Below are 12,737 nucleotides of genomic sequence, written 5' to 3'. Positions count from 1 at the left end.
AATACCTGCCTGTCACGCAGGGGGTCGCGGGTTCGAGCCCCGTCCGTTCCGCCACCCTATTTAGGGGCGTAGTTCAATTGGTAGAGCACCGGTCTCCAAAACCGGGTGTTGGGGGTTCGAGTCCCTCCGCCCCTGCCAGAAAATGATCCTTTGCTTAGGCAAAGGATTTTTTTTGCCTAAATTTCCCCTTCATTAACGATTTCTTTATATCCAAACAAAGCCAAGGCATTAAAAACGCCGGCTTCCTGTCTAATGCTTTAAAATCCCTGAAAAACCCAGAACCCAGAACCCAGAACCCAGAACCATAGGCTACTCCCGAACAAAACTGTTGCCGATCACTTCAAATTAGCGATTGGAAACTTAAGCAACTGCTTAATATGCGTTTGTTGATCGCTATTTTGCAGCCAGACTGCATAAAGTGGACGTACAGCTACAGGTGTATCCTGGATAACAAGCAGGTCGGCATAATCGTTGTGCCAGGTTTCTGGCAAAAATGCACATGCATTAGTGATGTGCAGGAGCTGGCGCGTCAGGTGAGCTGATGTCGTAGTAAGCACTGGTACATCGTCGCCGCCAGCTAAATAGCTTTCATGCTGATGGAAATCGGCCCCCCACTCCAGCTTGATATAGTCATATTTCTCCAGCTTCTCGCTTTGCCGGGAACGAAATAAGGCCAGAGAAATATGCCCAATTTGCTGGCTGGTCAGTTCATCCATTTTTGGCGCTTCGGTGGTGATCAGCAGGTCAAGTTGACGTTCGTGTAACTGTTTAACCAGCGAATGACGTTGAGCAACACGTGCTTCAAGATGCAAGCTCTCCCGATTCTCATAGAGCGTCTGTAGCCAGGGGGTGAGATAAGCCTCCCAGAGCGATGCACTGGCACCAATCGACAGCTCATGATGCTGTTGGGTATGGGAAACCTCTTTCTTTGCCATCAGCCATGTGTTCATCAAGCTTTCGGCATAGGGTAATAGACGTTCGCCTGCGGAAGTCAGGCGTATATTATTGCGATGCCGGGTAAACAGGTTGACACCGAGCTGAGTTTCCAGCTGTCTGATACGAAAGCTAACCGCAGACTGTGTCAGGTAAAGTGCTTCAGCAGCACGGCCAAAGTGGCGCGTTCGGCTCACTTCCAAAAAGGTTTTCAACAATTCCGTATCCACTGGCTTCCTCCAAAATTTGTTTGTCGTTATGATTTAAATCTTTTGTTTTACACTCTGTCAAGCCTATCTAATACTCCGCGCCATAAATAGCACGGCCATAGAAGAGTTAGGAGCGTGTAAAATGGCGGAAAGCTTCGCAACAACGAATCGTTTTTTTGATAACAAACACTATCCACGTGGATTCTCCCGCCATGGAGATTTCACTATTAAAGAAGCTCAGCTTCTGGAACGTCACGGTTATGCTTTTAACGAGCTTGATCTGGCAAAAAGAGAGCCAACTACAGAAGAGGAACGCCTCTTTGTAGAAGTGTGTCGCGGCATTCGCGAACCACAAACGGAAGCTGAACGTGTATGGTCAAAATATATGACCCGTATCAAGCGCCCTAAACGTTTTCACACCCTGTCAGGTGGTAAACCGCAGATGGAAGGCGTTGAAGACTACACGGAAAGCGATGATTAAAAGAGTGGAGCCGACAGGCTCCATTTTTTTATTCCAGGCTTTTATGCAAATGAATCAACAGCCGATCAATGCCGCGATAACTTAACGCTTCCTGAAGATGCTCCCGATGTATACCTTCCTTACCTGCTAAATCGGCAATAGTACGCGAGACCTTTAGGATTCGCTGCCACGCTCTTACTGATAGCCCCAGCGTGTTTAATACATTTTCCAGCCACTGCGCACTTTCCATATCGATCTCGCACCACTGTTGAATCTCTTTGTTATTGAGCGCTGCATTGACCTTTCCCGCACGCGTCAGCTGTATTGTGCGCGCCGCCTGCACGCGCTGGCGAACCACGTCACTCGATTCATTAACACTTTCTCGCTGACTTAACGTGCCTGACGGCAATAAAGGCACCTCCAGCGAAAGATCAAAGCGATCTAAAAATGGGCCCGACAGGCGACTGAGATAGCGCAGCGTCTGCTGTGGCGAACAGCGGTTATGGTTGCCTTGATAATGCCCTGTTGGGCTTGGATTCATGGCTGCAATAAGTTGAAAGCGAGCCGGATATGTCACCTTCGCTCGCGCCCGTGATATAGCGATTTCACCGGACTCAATCGGTTCGCGTAAGGCATCCAGCACACGACGCTCAAACTCCGGGAGTTCATCAAGAAAGAGTACGCCATTATGCGCCAGTGAAATCTCGCCGGGTCGGGGCAAACTACCACCGCCAATGAGCGCAAATAGCGATGCGCTATGATGAGGCGCGCGAAAAGGGCGCTGTCGCCACTGTTTATGCAGGTTGCCGCTGTCAGACAAGCTGGCAATAGCGGCGCATTCCAGCGCCTCCTGTTCCGTTAATGGTGGCATCAGGCCCGACAAGCGTGTGGCCAGCATTGTTTTACCGGTACCGGGCGGACCAATCAGCAGCAGGTTGTGTCCGCCCGCCGCGGTAATCTCCAACGCGCGCCGCGCCTGATGCTGACCGGTAACATCATTCAAATCTGCGCTGTGTACCGCTTCCTGATAAGGCTGAGCTTCCGCAGCAGCCAGCTCCTGTTTACCATGCAGAAAGGCACAGACATCCAGCAGATGTTCGCCGATTAACGACTGACCTTGTTGGATTAATCCAACATCCGCCTGATTATCCGCAGACAGGATTAGCTGCCGCGTCGCCGCCAGGGCAGCCATTGCCGCCGGGATTGCTCCCTGAACGCCTCTCAGCGTGCCTGTAAGCGCCAGCTCACCCAGAAACTCATACTGCGTCAGCTTATCTGCAGGAACTTGCTCTGAAGCGACCAGAACGGCAATAGCGATAGGCAGATCGTAACGTCCCCCTTCTTTAGGGAGATCCGCTGGCGCTAAATTCACCGTAATACGGCGAGCAGGAAAGCTGAAGCCGCTATTGATAATGGCGCTGCGTACCCGATCGCGTGCCTCTTTCACGGTGGTCTCCGGCAGGCCCACCAGAGAAAAGGCGGGCAATCCATTGCTGATGTGGACTTCAACCGTCACCAGAGGCGCGTTAACGCCCAGCAGTGCGCGTGTTAATACGATGGAAAGCGACATAACGGCTCCTTTTCCATCAGTGTGGCGAGCGGCAAAGGCGCTGGCGAATCTTTGATTCTCATTTTTGAAGCTGCGATGCAGCCTGAATACCCACGTTGCCATCGTTTGCATTTTTATGGAACCGGCATCGATAACAAGCGAAAAACTCATTACGACGATGACGTTATGAATAAATTTCAGTTAAGAGCTTGTAACTGAAATTACTCATTTTTTTCACACCAGCAAAATCAGCGGTTGAAATTAACCCGCGAAAAAAGTTGCCATGATCACACTAACTATGATAACTCTGTAGGCATTACTTCGAACAAGCGATTAAAAGTATCTGACATGAAAGCCCTTCTACGAGTGATTAGCCTGGTCGTGATTAGCGTGGTGGTGATTCTTATCACACCGTGCGGGGCTACGCTCGGAGAAAGAAAGGCTTAAAAATCAAGTCTGAATTCAACGAAACCCCCGCACCGAAAGGTCCGGGGGTTTTTTTTTACCCAGACATTCAGTTAGTGACTTAAGGCGGAGCAAACAATGAACAGCAGCATAATATTCTGTGGTTCTCGCCGAAAGACAGGAGAATAGCGATGACAGGCGCACAATGGGTTGTTCAGGCGTTACGTGCACAGGGCATTAATACTGTGTTTGGCTATCCGGGTGGAGCGATCATGCCAGTTTACGATGCGCTCTATGATGGCGGCGTCGAACATCTATTGTGTCGCCATGAGCAGGGCGCAGCCATGGCCGCCATCGGCTATGCGCGTGCAACCGGCAAAACCGGTGTGTGTATCGCGACTTCAGGTCCGGGCGCGACCAACCTGATCACCGGCCTGGCGGATGCCATGATGGATTCCGTGCCGGTAGTGGCTATCACCGGTCAGGTATCATCAGCTTTTATCGGTACCGATGCCTTTCAGGAAATCGACGTGCTCGGCATGTCATTATCCTGCACCAAGCACAGTTTTCTGGTGGAATCGCTGGAAGCTCTGCCTTCAGTGCTGGCAGAAGCCTTTGCCATTGCGCAATCTGGTCGCCCTGGCCCGGTACTGGTCGATATCCCTAAAGATATTCAGCTGGCGAGCGGCGATCTGACGCCGCATCTGCTGCCGGTGGAAGAGGCGATCGCGCATCCTCATCAGCAGCTGGCGGAAGCCCGGACCTTATTGGCGCAAGCCAAAAAGCCAGTGCTGTACGTGGGTGGCGGTGTTGGTATGGCGCGTGCGGTGCCGGCACTGCGTGCCTTCGCGCAGGAAACCGGCATTCCAACCGTTGCCACGTTAAAAGGGCTGGGTGCCGCTGACGTTAAAGATGAATGTTATCTCGGCATGTTAGGTATGCATGGCACCAAAGCCGCTAACCTTGCCGTCCAGCAGTGCGACCTGTTGATTGCAGTTGGTGCGCGGTTTGACGATCGTGTTACCGGCAAGCTCGATACCTTCGCGCCGCACGCCAGCATCATTCATCTGGATATCGATCCAGCCGAGTTTCACAAGCTGCGCCGGGCACACGTGACCCTGCAGGGCGATTTCAACGCGCTGTTGCCCGCGCTCAGCCAGCCGATAGACGTTACTGAATGGCGTAACGACGTTATCGCGTTAAAAACCACACATGCATGGCGTTACGATCATCCTGGCGATGCCATTTTCGCGCCGTTGTTTTTGAAGCAGTTATCCGATCGCAAAGCCGCCAGCGCGGTGGTCACCACCGACGTTGGTCAGCATCAGATGTGGGCAGCTCAGCATATGAGCTACCACGAGCCGGAAAATTTCATCACCTCCAGCGGCCTGGGCACCATGGGTTTTGGCTTGCCCGCGGCGGTTGGCGCGCAGGTTGCCCGCCCTGATGATTGTGTTATCTGTATCTCCGGCGACGGCTCGTTCATGATGAATGTGCAGGAACTGGGCACCATCAAACGTAAGCAGTTGCCAGTGAAAATTGTGCTGATGGACAACCAGCGTTTAGGCATGGTGCGTCAGTGGCAGCAGCTGTTCTTTGCCGAGCGCTACAGCGAAACCAACCTGTCGGATAATCCCGATTTCTTAATGCTGGCCGGCGCCTTCGGCATTCCTGGCCAGCGTATCACCCGTAAAGATCAGGTCGATGGCGCGTTAGATGCCCTGCTCAACAGTGAAGGGCCGTATCTGCTGCATGTCTCAATCGACGAATATGAAAATGTCTGGCCTCTGGTTCCACCAGGCGCCAGCAACGCGAATATGATGGAGAAAACGTCATGAATCAGCATCAACTGTCTATCGAAGCCCGTTTCCGACCTGAAATAGTCGAGCGCATTTTGCGCGTTGTTCGTCATCGCGGCTTTCAGCTGTGCGCGATGAACATGGCCTCCGGTATCAACGCAGAAAGCGTTAATATCGAAATGACCGTTGCCAGCCAGCGTTCAGTCGAATTATTGTCATCTCAGCTAAATAAATTAATGGATGTCGCGAGCGTCCAGATTCACCAACAAACAACACAACAGATCCGTGCATAGCCGCGAAAGGAATAAGAATATGAGCACTAAAAAAGCAGATTTCATTTGGTTTAACGGCGAGATGGTTAAGTGGGAAGAGGCAAAGGTCAGCGTGATGTCACACGCGCTGCATTACGGCACGTCGGTGTTTGAAGGCGTTCGCTGCTATGACTCTCACAAAGGCCCGGTGGTGTTTCGTCACCGCGAGCACATGCAGCGCCTGCATGACTCGGCCAAAATCTACCGTTTTCCAGTGAACTTCAGCGTAGATGAGCTGATGTCTGCTTGCCGTGACGTGCTGCGTAAAAACAATCTGAAAAGTGCCTACATCCGTCCGCTGGCTTTTGTGGGTGATGTGGGTCTGGGTGTGAATCCGCCAGAGGGTTTTAGCACCGATGTGATCATCGCCGCATTCCCTTGGGGTGCTTATCTGGGCGCCGAAGCGCTGGAGCAGGGGATCGACGCCATGGTTTCCTCCTGGAATCGCGTCGCACCAAACACCATTCCTACCGCAGCCAAAGCGGGCGGCAACTATCTCTCTTCCTTACTGGTAGGCAGCGAAGCGCGCCGCCATGGTTATCAGGAAGGCATCGCGCTGGACACCAACGGCTATATCTCTGAAGGCGCAGGCGAAAACCTGTTTGAAGTTAAAGACGGCATCCTGTTCACGCCGCCTTTCACCTCATCCGCGCTGCCGGGTATCACGCGTGATGCGATCATCAAGCTGGCAAAAGATATGGGCATCGAAGTACGTGAGCAGGTGCTGTCACGTGAGTCGCTCTATCTTGCCGATGAAGTCTTTATGTCCGGCACCGCCGCTGAAATCACGCCAGTCCGCAGCGTGGATGGCATTAAGGTTGGCGAAGGCAAGTGTGGCCCGGTAACCAAACGTATTCAGCAGGCGTTCTTCGGGCTGTTCACCGGCGAAACCGAAGATAAATGGGGTTGGTTGGATCAGGTTAACCCATAACAAGACTGTCTCCGCGGACGCAGTGGCGTTCGCGTTATTATCCAGACTGGAGTAAAGAGCATGCCTAAGTACCGTTCCGCGACAACCACCCACGGCCGTAATATGGCGGGTGCCCGAGCCTTATGGCGCGCCACCGGCATGACCGATGACGATTTCGGCAAGCCAATTATCGCCGTGGTCAACTCCTTCACGCAGTTCGTGCCGGGCCACGTGCACCTGCGCGATCTCGGTAAACTGGTGGCAGAGCAGATCGAAGCCGCAGGCGGCGTCGCCAAAGAGTTCAATACCATTGCTGTTGATGATGGTATCGCGATGGGCCACGGCGGCATGCTCTATTCACTTCCGTCTCGCGAGTTAATCGCTGACTCAGTGGAATACATGGTCAACGCGCACTGCGCCGATGCCATGGTCTGCATCTCGAACTGCGATAAAATCACCCCTGGCATGCTGATGGCATCATTGCGCCTCAACGTGCCGGTGATCTTTGTTTCTGGCGGCCCGATGGAAGCCGGTAAAACTAAGCTCTCTGACAAAATCATCAAGCTCGATCTGGTCGATGCCATGATTCAGGGCGCCAATCCGAACGTCAGCGATGCCGACAGCGAGCAAATTGAACGCTCAGCCTGCCCAACCTGCGGATCCTGTTCCGGTATGTTCACCGCCAACTCTATGAACTGCCTGACCGAAGCGCTGGGCCTGTCACAGCCGGGCAACGGCTCGTTGCTCGCCACCCACGCCGACCGCAAAGATCTGTTTATCAACGCGGGCAAGCGCATCGTCGGCCTGGCAAAACGTTATTACGAGCAGGATGACGAAAGCGTGCTGCCGCGCAACATCGCCAACAAAGCGGCTTTTGAAAACGCCATGACGCTGGATATCGCGATGGGCGGTTCAACCAATACCGTGCTGCATCTGTTAGCTGCCGCGCAGGAAGGCGAAATCGACTTCAATATTTCCGATATCGACCGCCTGTCACGTCTGGTGCCACACCTGTGTAAGGTCGCGCCAAGCACCCAGAAATACCATATGGAAGATGTGCATCGCGCCGGCGGCGTGGTCGGCATTCTTGGCGAGCTGGATCGTGCTGGCCTGCTGGATAACAGCGTGCGTAATGTGCTCGGTCTGAGCCTGAGCGAGACGCTGGAGCAATATGACATCACGCTGACGAAAGATGAGGCGGTAAAAACCATGTTCCGCGCCGGCCCTGCCGGTATCCGCACCACCCAGGCGTTCTCGCAGAACTGCCGCTGGGACACGCTGGATGATGATCGTCAGGAAGGTTGTATTCGTTCACGCGAATTTGCCTTCTCGCAGGATGGCGGCCTGGCCGTGCTGTATGGCAACCTGGCCACCGACGGCTGCATTGTCAAAACCGCGGGCGTGGATAACGACAACCTGACCTTCCGTGGTCCGGCCAAAGTTTATGAAAGCCAGGACGACGCAGTGTCGGCGATTCTCGGTGGAAAAGTGGTTGCGGGCGACGTCGTGGTCATTCGTTATGAAGGACCAAAAGGCGGACCGGGCATGCAGGAAATGCTCTATCCCACCACCTATCTGAAGTCGATGGGATTAGGCAAAAGCTGCGCGCTGATCACCGATGGCCGTTTCTCCGGCGGCACATCCGGCCTGTCCATTGGACACGCATCGCCGGAAGCCGCCAGCGGCGGTACTATTGCGCTGGTGAAAGATGGCGACATGATCGACATCGATATTCCTAACCGCGGCATTCAGCTTGATGTGCCCGACAACGAACTGCACGCCCGTCGCGAAGAGGAAGAGGCGCGCGGCGAAGCCGCCTGGACGCCACACGGCCGCGAGCGTCAGGTATCTTTTGCATTGCGTGCTTACGCGACACTGGCAACCAGTGCCGATAAAGGCGCGGTGCGTGACAAGAGCAAGCTGGGAGGCTAACCATGGCCGAGTCTCAACCGCTATCAGCTCAACCCTGCGGCGCGGAATATCTGCGCGCCATATTGCGTGCGCCCGTGTATGAAGTGGCACAGGTCACGCCGCTGCAAAAAATGGAAAAAATCTCCTCGCGCCTCAACAACACCATTCTGGTGAAGCGCGAAGATCGCCAGCCGGTGCACAGCTTTAAGGTGCGCGGCGCCTACGCCATGATTGCCGGACTGAATGATGAGCAGAAAGCGCGCGGCGTGGTAACGGCATCGGCGGGTAACCATGCTCAGGGTGTGGCGCTGTCGGCGACCAGGCTGGGCATCACCTCGCTGATCGTGATGCCGGTATCCACGGCGGATATCAAAGTCGATGCGGTGCGGGCTTTTGGCGGTGAGGCTTACCTGTTTGGCGCCAATTTCGATGAGGCGAAAGCCAAAGCGATCGAGCTGGCTGCCGAGCACGGTTATACCTTCGTGCCGCCGTTCGACCACCCGGCAGTGATTGCCGGTCAGGGCACGCTGGCGATGGAGCTGCTGCAACAGGATGCACATCTCGATCGCATCTTTGTGCCGGTGGGTGGCGGCGGGCTGGCGGCGGGCGTGGCGGTATTAATCAAGCAGCTGATGCCGCAAATCAAAGTGATTGCCGTTGAAGCGGAAGACTCTGCCTGTCTGAAAGCGGCGCTGGAGGCGGGCGAGCCGGTAGATTTACCGCGCGTCGGGCTGTTTGCCGAAGGCGTTGCGGTCAAGCGTATCGGCAGCGAAACCTTCCGACTCTGTCAGCAATATATTGATGACATCATCACCGTCGACAGCGATGCCATCTGCGCAGCCATGAAAGATCTGTTTGAGGATGTGCGCGCGGTAGCGGAGCCGTCGGGTGCGCTGGCGCTGGCGGGCATGAAAAAGTATATCCAGCAGCATCACATTCAGGGTGAGCGGCTGGCGCATGTTCTGTCCGGTGCCAACGTCAATTTCCACGGCCTGCGCTACGTTTCTGAACGCTGCGAGTTGGGCGAACAGCGCGAGGCGCTGCTGGCGGTCACTATTCCCGAGCAGCAGGGTAGCTTTCTGAAGTTCTGCCAGGTGTTGGGCGGACGTGCGGTTACAGAGTTTAACTACCGTTATGCCGATGCCGCTAACGCCTGCATTTTTGTCGGCGTACGGCTGACGCGTGGTCTGGAAGAGCGTAAAGAGATCATCAGCCAGCTGGGAGCCGAAGGTTATCACGTTGTCGATCTCTCGGACGATGAGATGGCCAAGCTGCACGTGCGCTATATCGTAGGCGGTCGGCCGTCAAAACCGCTGCGTGAACGGCTGTTCAGCTTTGAGTTTCCCGAAGCGCCTGGTGCCCTACTGAAGTTTCTGCAAACGCTGGGCACGCACTCGAACATTTCGCTGTTCCACTATCGCAGTCATGGCACCGACTATGGCCGTGTACTGGCGGCATTTGAACTTGGCGATGACGAGCCTGGCTTTGGCGAACGGCTGGCCGATCTCGGCTACGATTTTCACGACGAAGCCAATAACCCGGCGTTCAAGTTTTTCCTCGCCGGGCAGTAATCTGTGCCGCTGCGGCGAAAAGCCCGGCGGCATGATCTACAGCTGTTGCCAGAACGCACTGATAAGCGGCTCATCGAGCCGCTTTTTTTGTACGCAGACGCCGAGTTCAAACGGCTCCACCGATTCAACATTTTCCAGCACCAGAACGCGATTGCGCACCGGTTCCGGGCTGTTCTCCAGCACCACTGCGGGCAGCAGCGCAATGCCGCAGCCCAGCGCCACCATTGAAACAATCGCTTCATGACCGGAAACCGTGGCGTAAATGAGCGGGGCGGTAATACGATGGCGACGAAACCAGAGATCGATACGCCGCCGCGCCGGGCCCTGTTCCGGCAAAATAAACGGGATTTCCGTCCACGGCGGATGCTCCTGCGTCGCCTGAGTTCTGACCGGGCACGGCAGCGCTGGGGCAATCAGCACCAGCGGGATCAGGCCAATCTGCGTAAAATCGATGCTGGCGGGCAGCGACTCCGGCCGCCCGGCAATCGCCACGTCTGCCTCATTCGACTGCACTTTTTCCATGGCATCGGCGGCATCGCCGGTGGTTAGCTTGATCTCCACCATGGGATGCTCGGCACGAAACCGATCGAGAATCGGCGGCAAATGGCTGTAAGCCGCGGTGACCGAGCAGAACATGCGCAGCTCGCCGCTGAGTGAAGGGCCGTTATGACCAATCGCATGGCGCAGCTGCTGATATTGCAGCAGCGTATGCTGGGCAAACTGGCGTGCCCGTTCTCCGGCGTCGGTCAGTGTCACCGTGCGGTTATCGCGCAGAAACAGCGTCTGGCCGATATCCTCTTCCAGCCGTTGAATCTGTCGGGAAAGCGTCGACGGGCTGACGTGCAGTGCCCGCGCAGTACGGCCAAAATGGCGGCTGTCCGCCAGGTGCAGAAACAGTTTTAAATCGCGCAGATCCATACGGGCGTCACCTCAGCGTCACGTTGCATTTATTGCAATGTCATATTGTTAATATATCAATTTCAGCAACGTATTTCCTGTCATATGATGGGGTCATTCTTAGCGGCTACACTGCTACCTTACAAAGCAAAAAATAACCTCATAACGGAGTATCCCATGGCTAATTATTTCAACACGTTGAACCTGCGCAATCAGTTAGCGCAATTAGGTAAATGTCGTTTCATGTCACGCGACGAATTCGCAGATGAAGCCAGCTACCTGAAAGGCAAAAAAGTGGTCATCGTGGGCTGTGGTGCTCAGGGCCTGAACCAGGGTCTGAACATGCGTGACTCCGGTCTGGATATCGCCTATGCGCTGCGTGCTGAAGCGATCGCCGAAAAGCGTGCTTCCTGGCGCAAGGCAACCGAAAACGGCTTTAAGGTTGGCACCTATGAAGAACTGATCCCGGGTGCCGATCTGGTGGTTAACCTGACGCCGGACAAGCAGCACTCTGCTGTGGTTCAGGCGGTACAGCCACTGATGAAAGAGGGCGCCGCGCTGGGCTACTCGCACGGTTTTAACATCGTTGAAGTGGGTGAAACCATCCGCAAAGATATCACCGTGGTGATGGTAGCGCCGAAATGCCCGGGCACCGAAGTGCGTGAAGAGTACAAGCGCGGTTTCGGCGTGCCTACGCTGATTGCGGTTCACCCGGAAAACGATCCGAAAGGCGAAGGCATGGCGATTGCTAAAGCCTGGGCAGCAGCGACCGGCGGCCACCGTGCAGGCGTGCTGGAATCCTCTTTCGTGGCAGAAGTGAAATCGGATCTGATGGGCGAGCAAACCATTCTCTGCGGCATGCTGCAGGCGGGTTCACTGCTGTGCTTCGATAAGCTGGTGGCCGATGGCACCGAACCGGCTTACGCAGAAAAACTGATTCAGTTCGGCTGGGAAACCATCACCGAAGCGCTGAAGCAGGGCGGCATCACGCTGATGATGGATCGCCTGTCTAACCCGGCAAAAGTACGTGCCTGGGCGCTGTCTGAGCAACTGAAAACCATCATGGCACCGCTGTTCCAGAAGCATATGGATGACATCATCTCCGGCGAATTCTCCTCCGGCATGATGGCTGACTGGGCGAATGACGACAAAAATCTGCTGACCTGGCGTGAAGAGACCGGCAAAACAGCGTTTGAAACTGCGCCACAGTTTGAAGGCAAAATCAGTGAGCAGGAGTATTTCGATCAGGGCGTACTGATGATCGCTATGGTGAAAGCGGGCGTTGAGCTGGCGTTTGAAACCATGGTTGCCGCAGGCATCATCGAAGAGTCAGCCTATTATGAATCGCTGCATGAACTGCCGCTGATCGCTAACACCATTGCCCGTAAGCGTCTGTATGAGATGAACGTGGTGATCTCCGATACCGCAGAATATGGCAACTACCTGTTCTCGTACGCGGCAGTACCGCTGCTGAAAGAGTTCATGACGACGCTGCAGGCGGGCGATCTCGGTAAGCCCGCGGCGGGTGGTCAGGTGGATAACGCGCAGCTGCGTGATATCAACGAAGCGATTCGTGGCCATGAAATCGAAGCGATTGGCCGTAAGCTGCGTGGCTATATGACCGATATGAAGCGCATCGCCGTCGCGGGCTAATCCCCTCAGCGTTAATCTCTACTTATTAGCCCCGGCTCGCCGGGGCTTTTTTATGCCTGCGATTGCGCGACTGCTAACAGCGTCGCCAGACAACTGACCATAAAAAACCCGGCACGCTGGCCGGGTTGA

11 protein-coding genes and 1 tRNA gene are annotated in these 12,737 nt (G+C 54.8%); 9 read left to right on the top strand and 3 right to left on the bottom strand.

Annotated elements, in window-relative coordinates; all coding sequences use genetic code 11:
- Nucleotides 1-62: 62 nt before the first annotated feature.
- Nucleotides 63-138, top strand: a tRNA-Trp gene (locus ACJY2L_RS19870).
- Nucleotides 139-335: 197 nt separating this feature from the next.
- On the opposite strand, the gene hdfR is transcribed toward ACJY2L_RS19870, so the two are convergent.
- Nucleotides 336-1,163 (bottom strand): HTH-type transcriptional regulator HdfR, encoded by an 828-nt coding sequence (hdfR, locus tag ACJY2L_RS19865; RefSeq protein WP_439214375.1) that lies wholly within the window; start codon nucleotides 1,161-1,163, stop codon nucleotides 336-338.
- Nucleotides 1,164-1,284: 121 nt separating this feature from the next.
- Here hdfR and ACJY2L_RS19860 point away from each other — a divergent pair, with 121 nt between their 5' ends.
- The gene (locus tag ACJY2L_RS19860; RefSeq protein WP_067426789.1) at nucleotides 1,285-1,623 is read left to right on the top strand and encodes a DUF413 domain-containing protein; all 339 of its coding nucleotides are present in this window, start codon (nucleotides 1,285-1,287) and stop codon (nucleotides 1,621-1,623) included.
- Between the two features lie 28 nt (nucleotides 1,624-1,651).
- On the opposite strand, the gene ACJY2L_RS19855 is transcribed toward ACJY2L_RS19860, so the two are convergent.
- Nucleotides 1,652-3,172: a YifB family Mg chelatase-like AAA ATPase gene (locus tag ACJY2L_RS19855; RefSeq protein WP_067426791.1), complete on the bottom strand. Its 1,521-nt coding sequence runs from the start codon at nucleotides 3,170-3,172 to the stop codon at nucleotides 1,652-1,654.
- A 327-nt stretch (nucleotides 3,173-3,499) separates the two neighbouring features.
- On the opposite strand from ACJY2L_RS19855, the gene ilvL reads away from it, so the two are divergent.
- The 6 genes from ilvL (at nucleotide 3,500) to ilvA (ending at nucleotide 10,058) form a co-directional block, all read left to right on the top strand.
- The gene (gene ilvL / locus ACJY2L_RS19850) at nucleotides 3,500-3,598 is read left to right on the top strand and encodes an ilv operon leader peptide (RefSeq protein WP_439214378.1); all 99 of its coding nucleotides are present in this window, start codon (nucleotides 3,500-3,502) and stop codon (nucleotides 3,596-3,598) included.
- Nucleotides 3,599-3,747: 149 nt separating this feature from the next.
- Complete coding sequence (ilvG, locus tag ACJY2L_RS19845) at nucleotides 3,748-5,394, top strand: acetolactate synthase 2 catalytic subunit (RefSeq protein ID WP_067426794.1); 1,647 nt, start codon at nucleotides 3,748-3,750, stop codon at nucleotides 5,392-5,394.
- Entirely contained in the window at nucleotides 5,391-5,648 is a 258-nt protein-coding gene (ilvM, locus tag ACJY2L_RS19840; RefSeq protein ID WP_067426797.1) for an acetolactate synthase 2 small subunit, read from the top strand. Before ilvG ends, ilvM begins: the two co-directional genes overlap by 4 nt.
- A gap of 19 nt (nucleotides 5,649-5,667) precedes the next feature.
- A complete protein-coding gene (ilvE, locus tag ACJY2L_RS19835; RefSeq protein ID WP_439214374.1) occupies nucleotides 5,668-6,597 on the top strand; it encodes a branched-chain-amino-acid transaminase in 930 nt (309 codons plus the stop codon).
- Nucleotides 6,598-6,657: 60 nt separating this feature from the next.
- Nucleotides 6,658-8,508, top strand: coding sequence for a dihydroxy-acid dehydratase (gene ilvD / locus ACJY2L_RS19830; RefSeq protein WP_067426801.1), 1,851 nt, complete (start codon nucleotides 6,658-6,660; stop codon nucleotides 8,506-8,508).
- 2 nt (nucleotides 8,509-8,510) lie between these two features.
- On the top strand, nucleotides 8,511-10,058 hold the full coding sequence (gene ilvA / locus ACJY2L_RS19825; protein ID WP_439214373.1) for a threonine ammonia-lyase, biosynthetic: 1,548 nt from the start codon (nucleotides 8,511-8,513) through the stop codon (nucleotides 10,056-10,058).
- A 36-nt stretch (nucleotides 10,059-10,094) separates the two neighbouring features.
- Here the strand turns inward: ilvA and ilvY are convergent, their stop codons facing one another.
- Entirely contained in the window at nucleotides 10,095-10,976 is an 882-nt protein-coding gene (ilvY, locus tag ACJY2L_RS19820) for an HTH-type transcriptional activator IlvY (protein ID WP_439214372.1), read from the bottom strand.
- Nucleotides 10,977-11,132: 156 nt separating this feature from the next.
- On the opposite strand from ilvY, the gene ilvC reads away from it, so the two are divergent.
- Entirely contained in the window at nucleotides 11,133-12,608 is a 1,476-nt protein-coding gene (gene ilvC / locus ACJY2L_RS19815; protein ID WP_067426804.1) for a ketol-acid reductoisomerase, read from the top strand.
- Nucleotides 12,609-12,737 lie beyond the last annotated feature (129 nt).

The sequence above is a fragment of the Duffyella sp. Ts4 genome, from assembly GCF_051851875.1.
GTDB classification, from domain to species: Bacteria; Pseudomonadota; Gammaproteobacteria; order Enterobacterales; family Enterobacteriaceae; genus Duffyella; species Duffyella gerundensis.
Note: the sequence above shows the minus strand (reverse complement) of the source record. Positions and strands in the feature narration are given on the sequence as shown.

Excerpts from the sequence above, each read along its gene's own strand:
- ilvC (WP_067426804.1), top strand. The coding sequence starts at position 11,133 with ATGGCTAATTATTTCAACACGTTGAACCTGCGCAATCAGTTAGCGCAA.
- ilvY (WP_439214372.1), bottom strand. The coding sequence starts at position 10,976 with ATGGATCTGCGCGATTTAAAACTGTTTCTGCACCTGGCGGACAGCCGC.
- ACJY2L_RS19860 (WP_067426789.1), top strand. The coding sequence starts at position 1,285 with ATGGCGGAAAGCTTCGCAACAACGAATCGTTTTTTTGATAACAAACAC.
- ilvD (WP_067426801.1), top strand. The coding sequence starts at position 6,658 with ATGCCTAAGTACCGTTCCGCGACAACCACCCACGGCCGTAATATGGCG.
- ilvM (WP_067426797.1), top strand. The coding sequence starts at position 5,391 with ATGAATCAGCATCAACTGTCTATCGAAGCCCGTTTCCGACCTGAAATA.
- ACJY2L_RS19855 (WP_067426791.1), bottom strand. The coding sequence starts at position 3,172 with ATGTCGCTTTCCATCGTATTAACACGCGCACTGCTGGGCGTTAACGCG.
- ilvE (WP_439214374.1), top strand. The coding sequence starts at position 5,668 with ATGAGCACTAAAAAAGCAGATTTCATTTGGTTTAACGGCGAGATGGTT.
- ilvG (WP_067426794.1), top strand. The coding sequence starts at position 3,748 with ATGACAGGCGCACAATGGGTTGTTCAGGCGTTACGTGCACAGGGCATT.
- ilvL (WP_439214378.1), top strand. The coding sequence starts at position 3,500 with ATGAAAGCCCTTCTACGAGTGATTAGCCTGGTCGTGATTAGCGTGGTG.
- ilvA (WP_439214373.1), top strand. The coding sequence starts at position 8,511 with ATGGCCGAGTCTCAACCGCTATCAGCTCAACCCTGCGGCGCGGAATAT.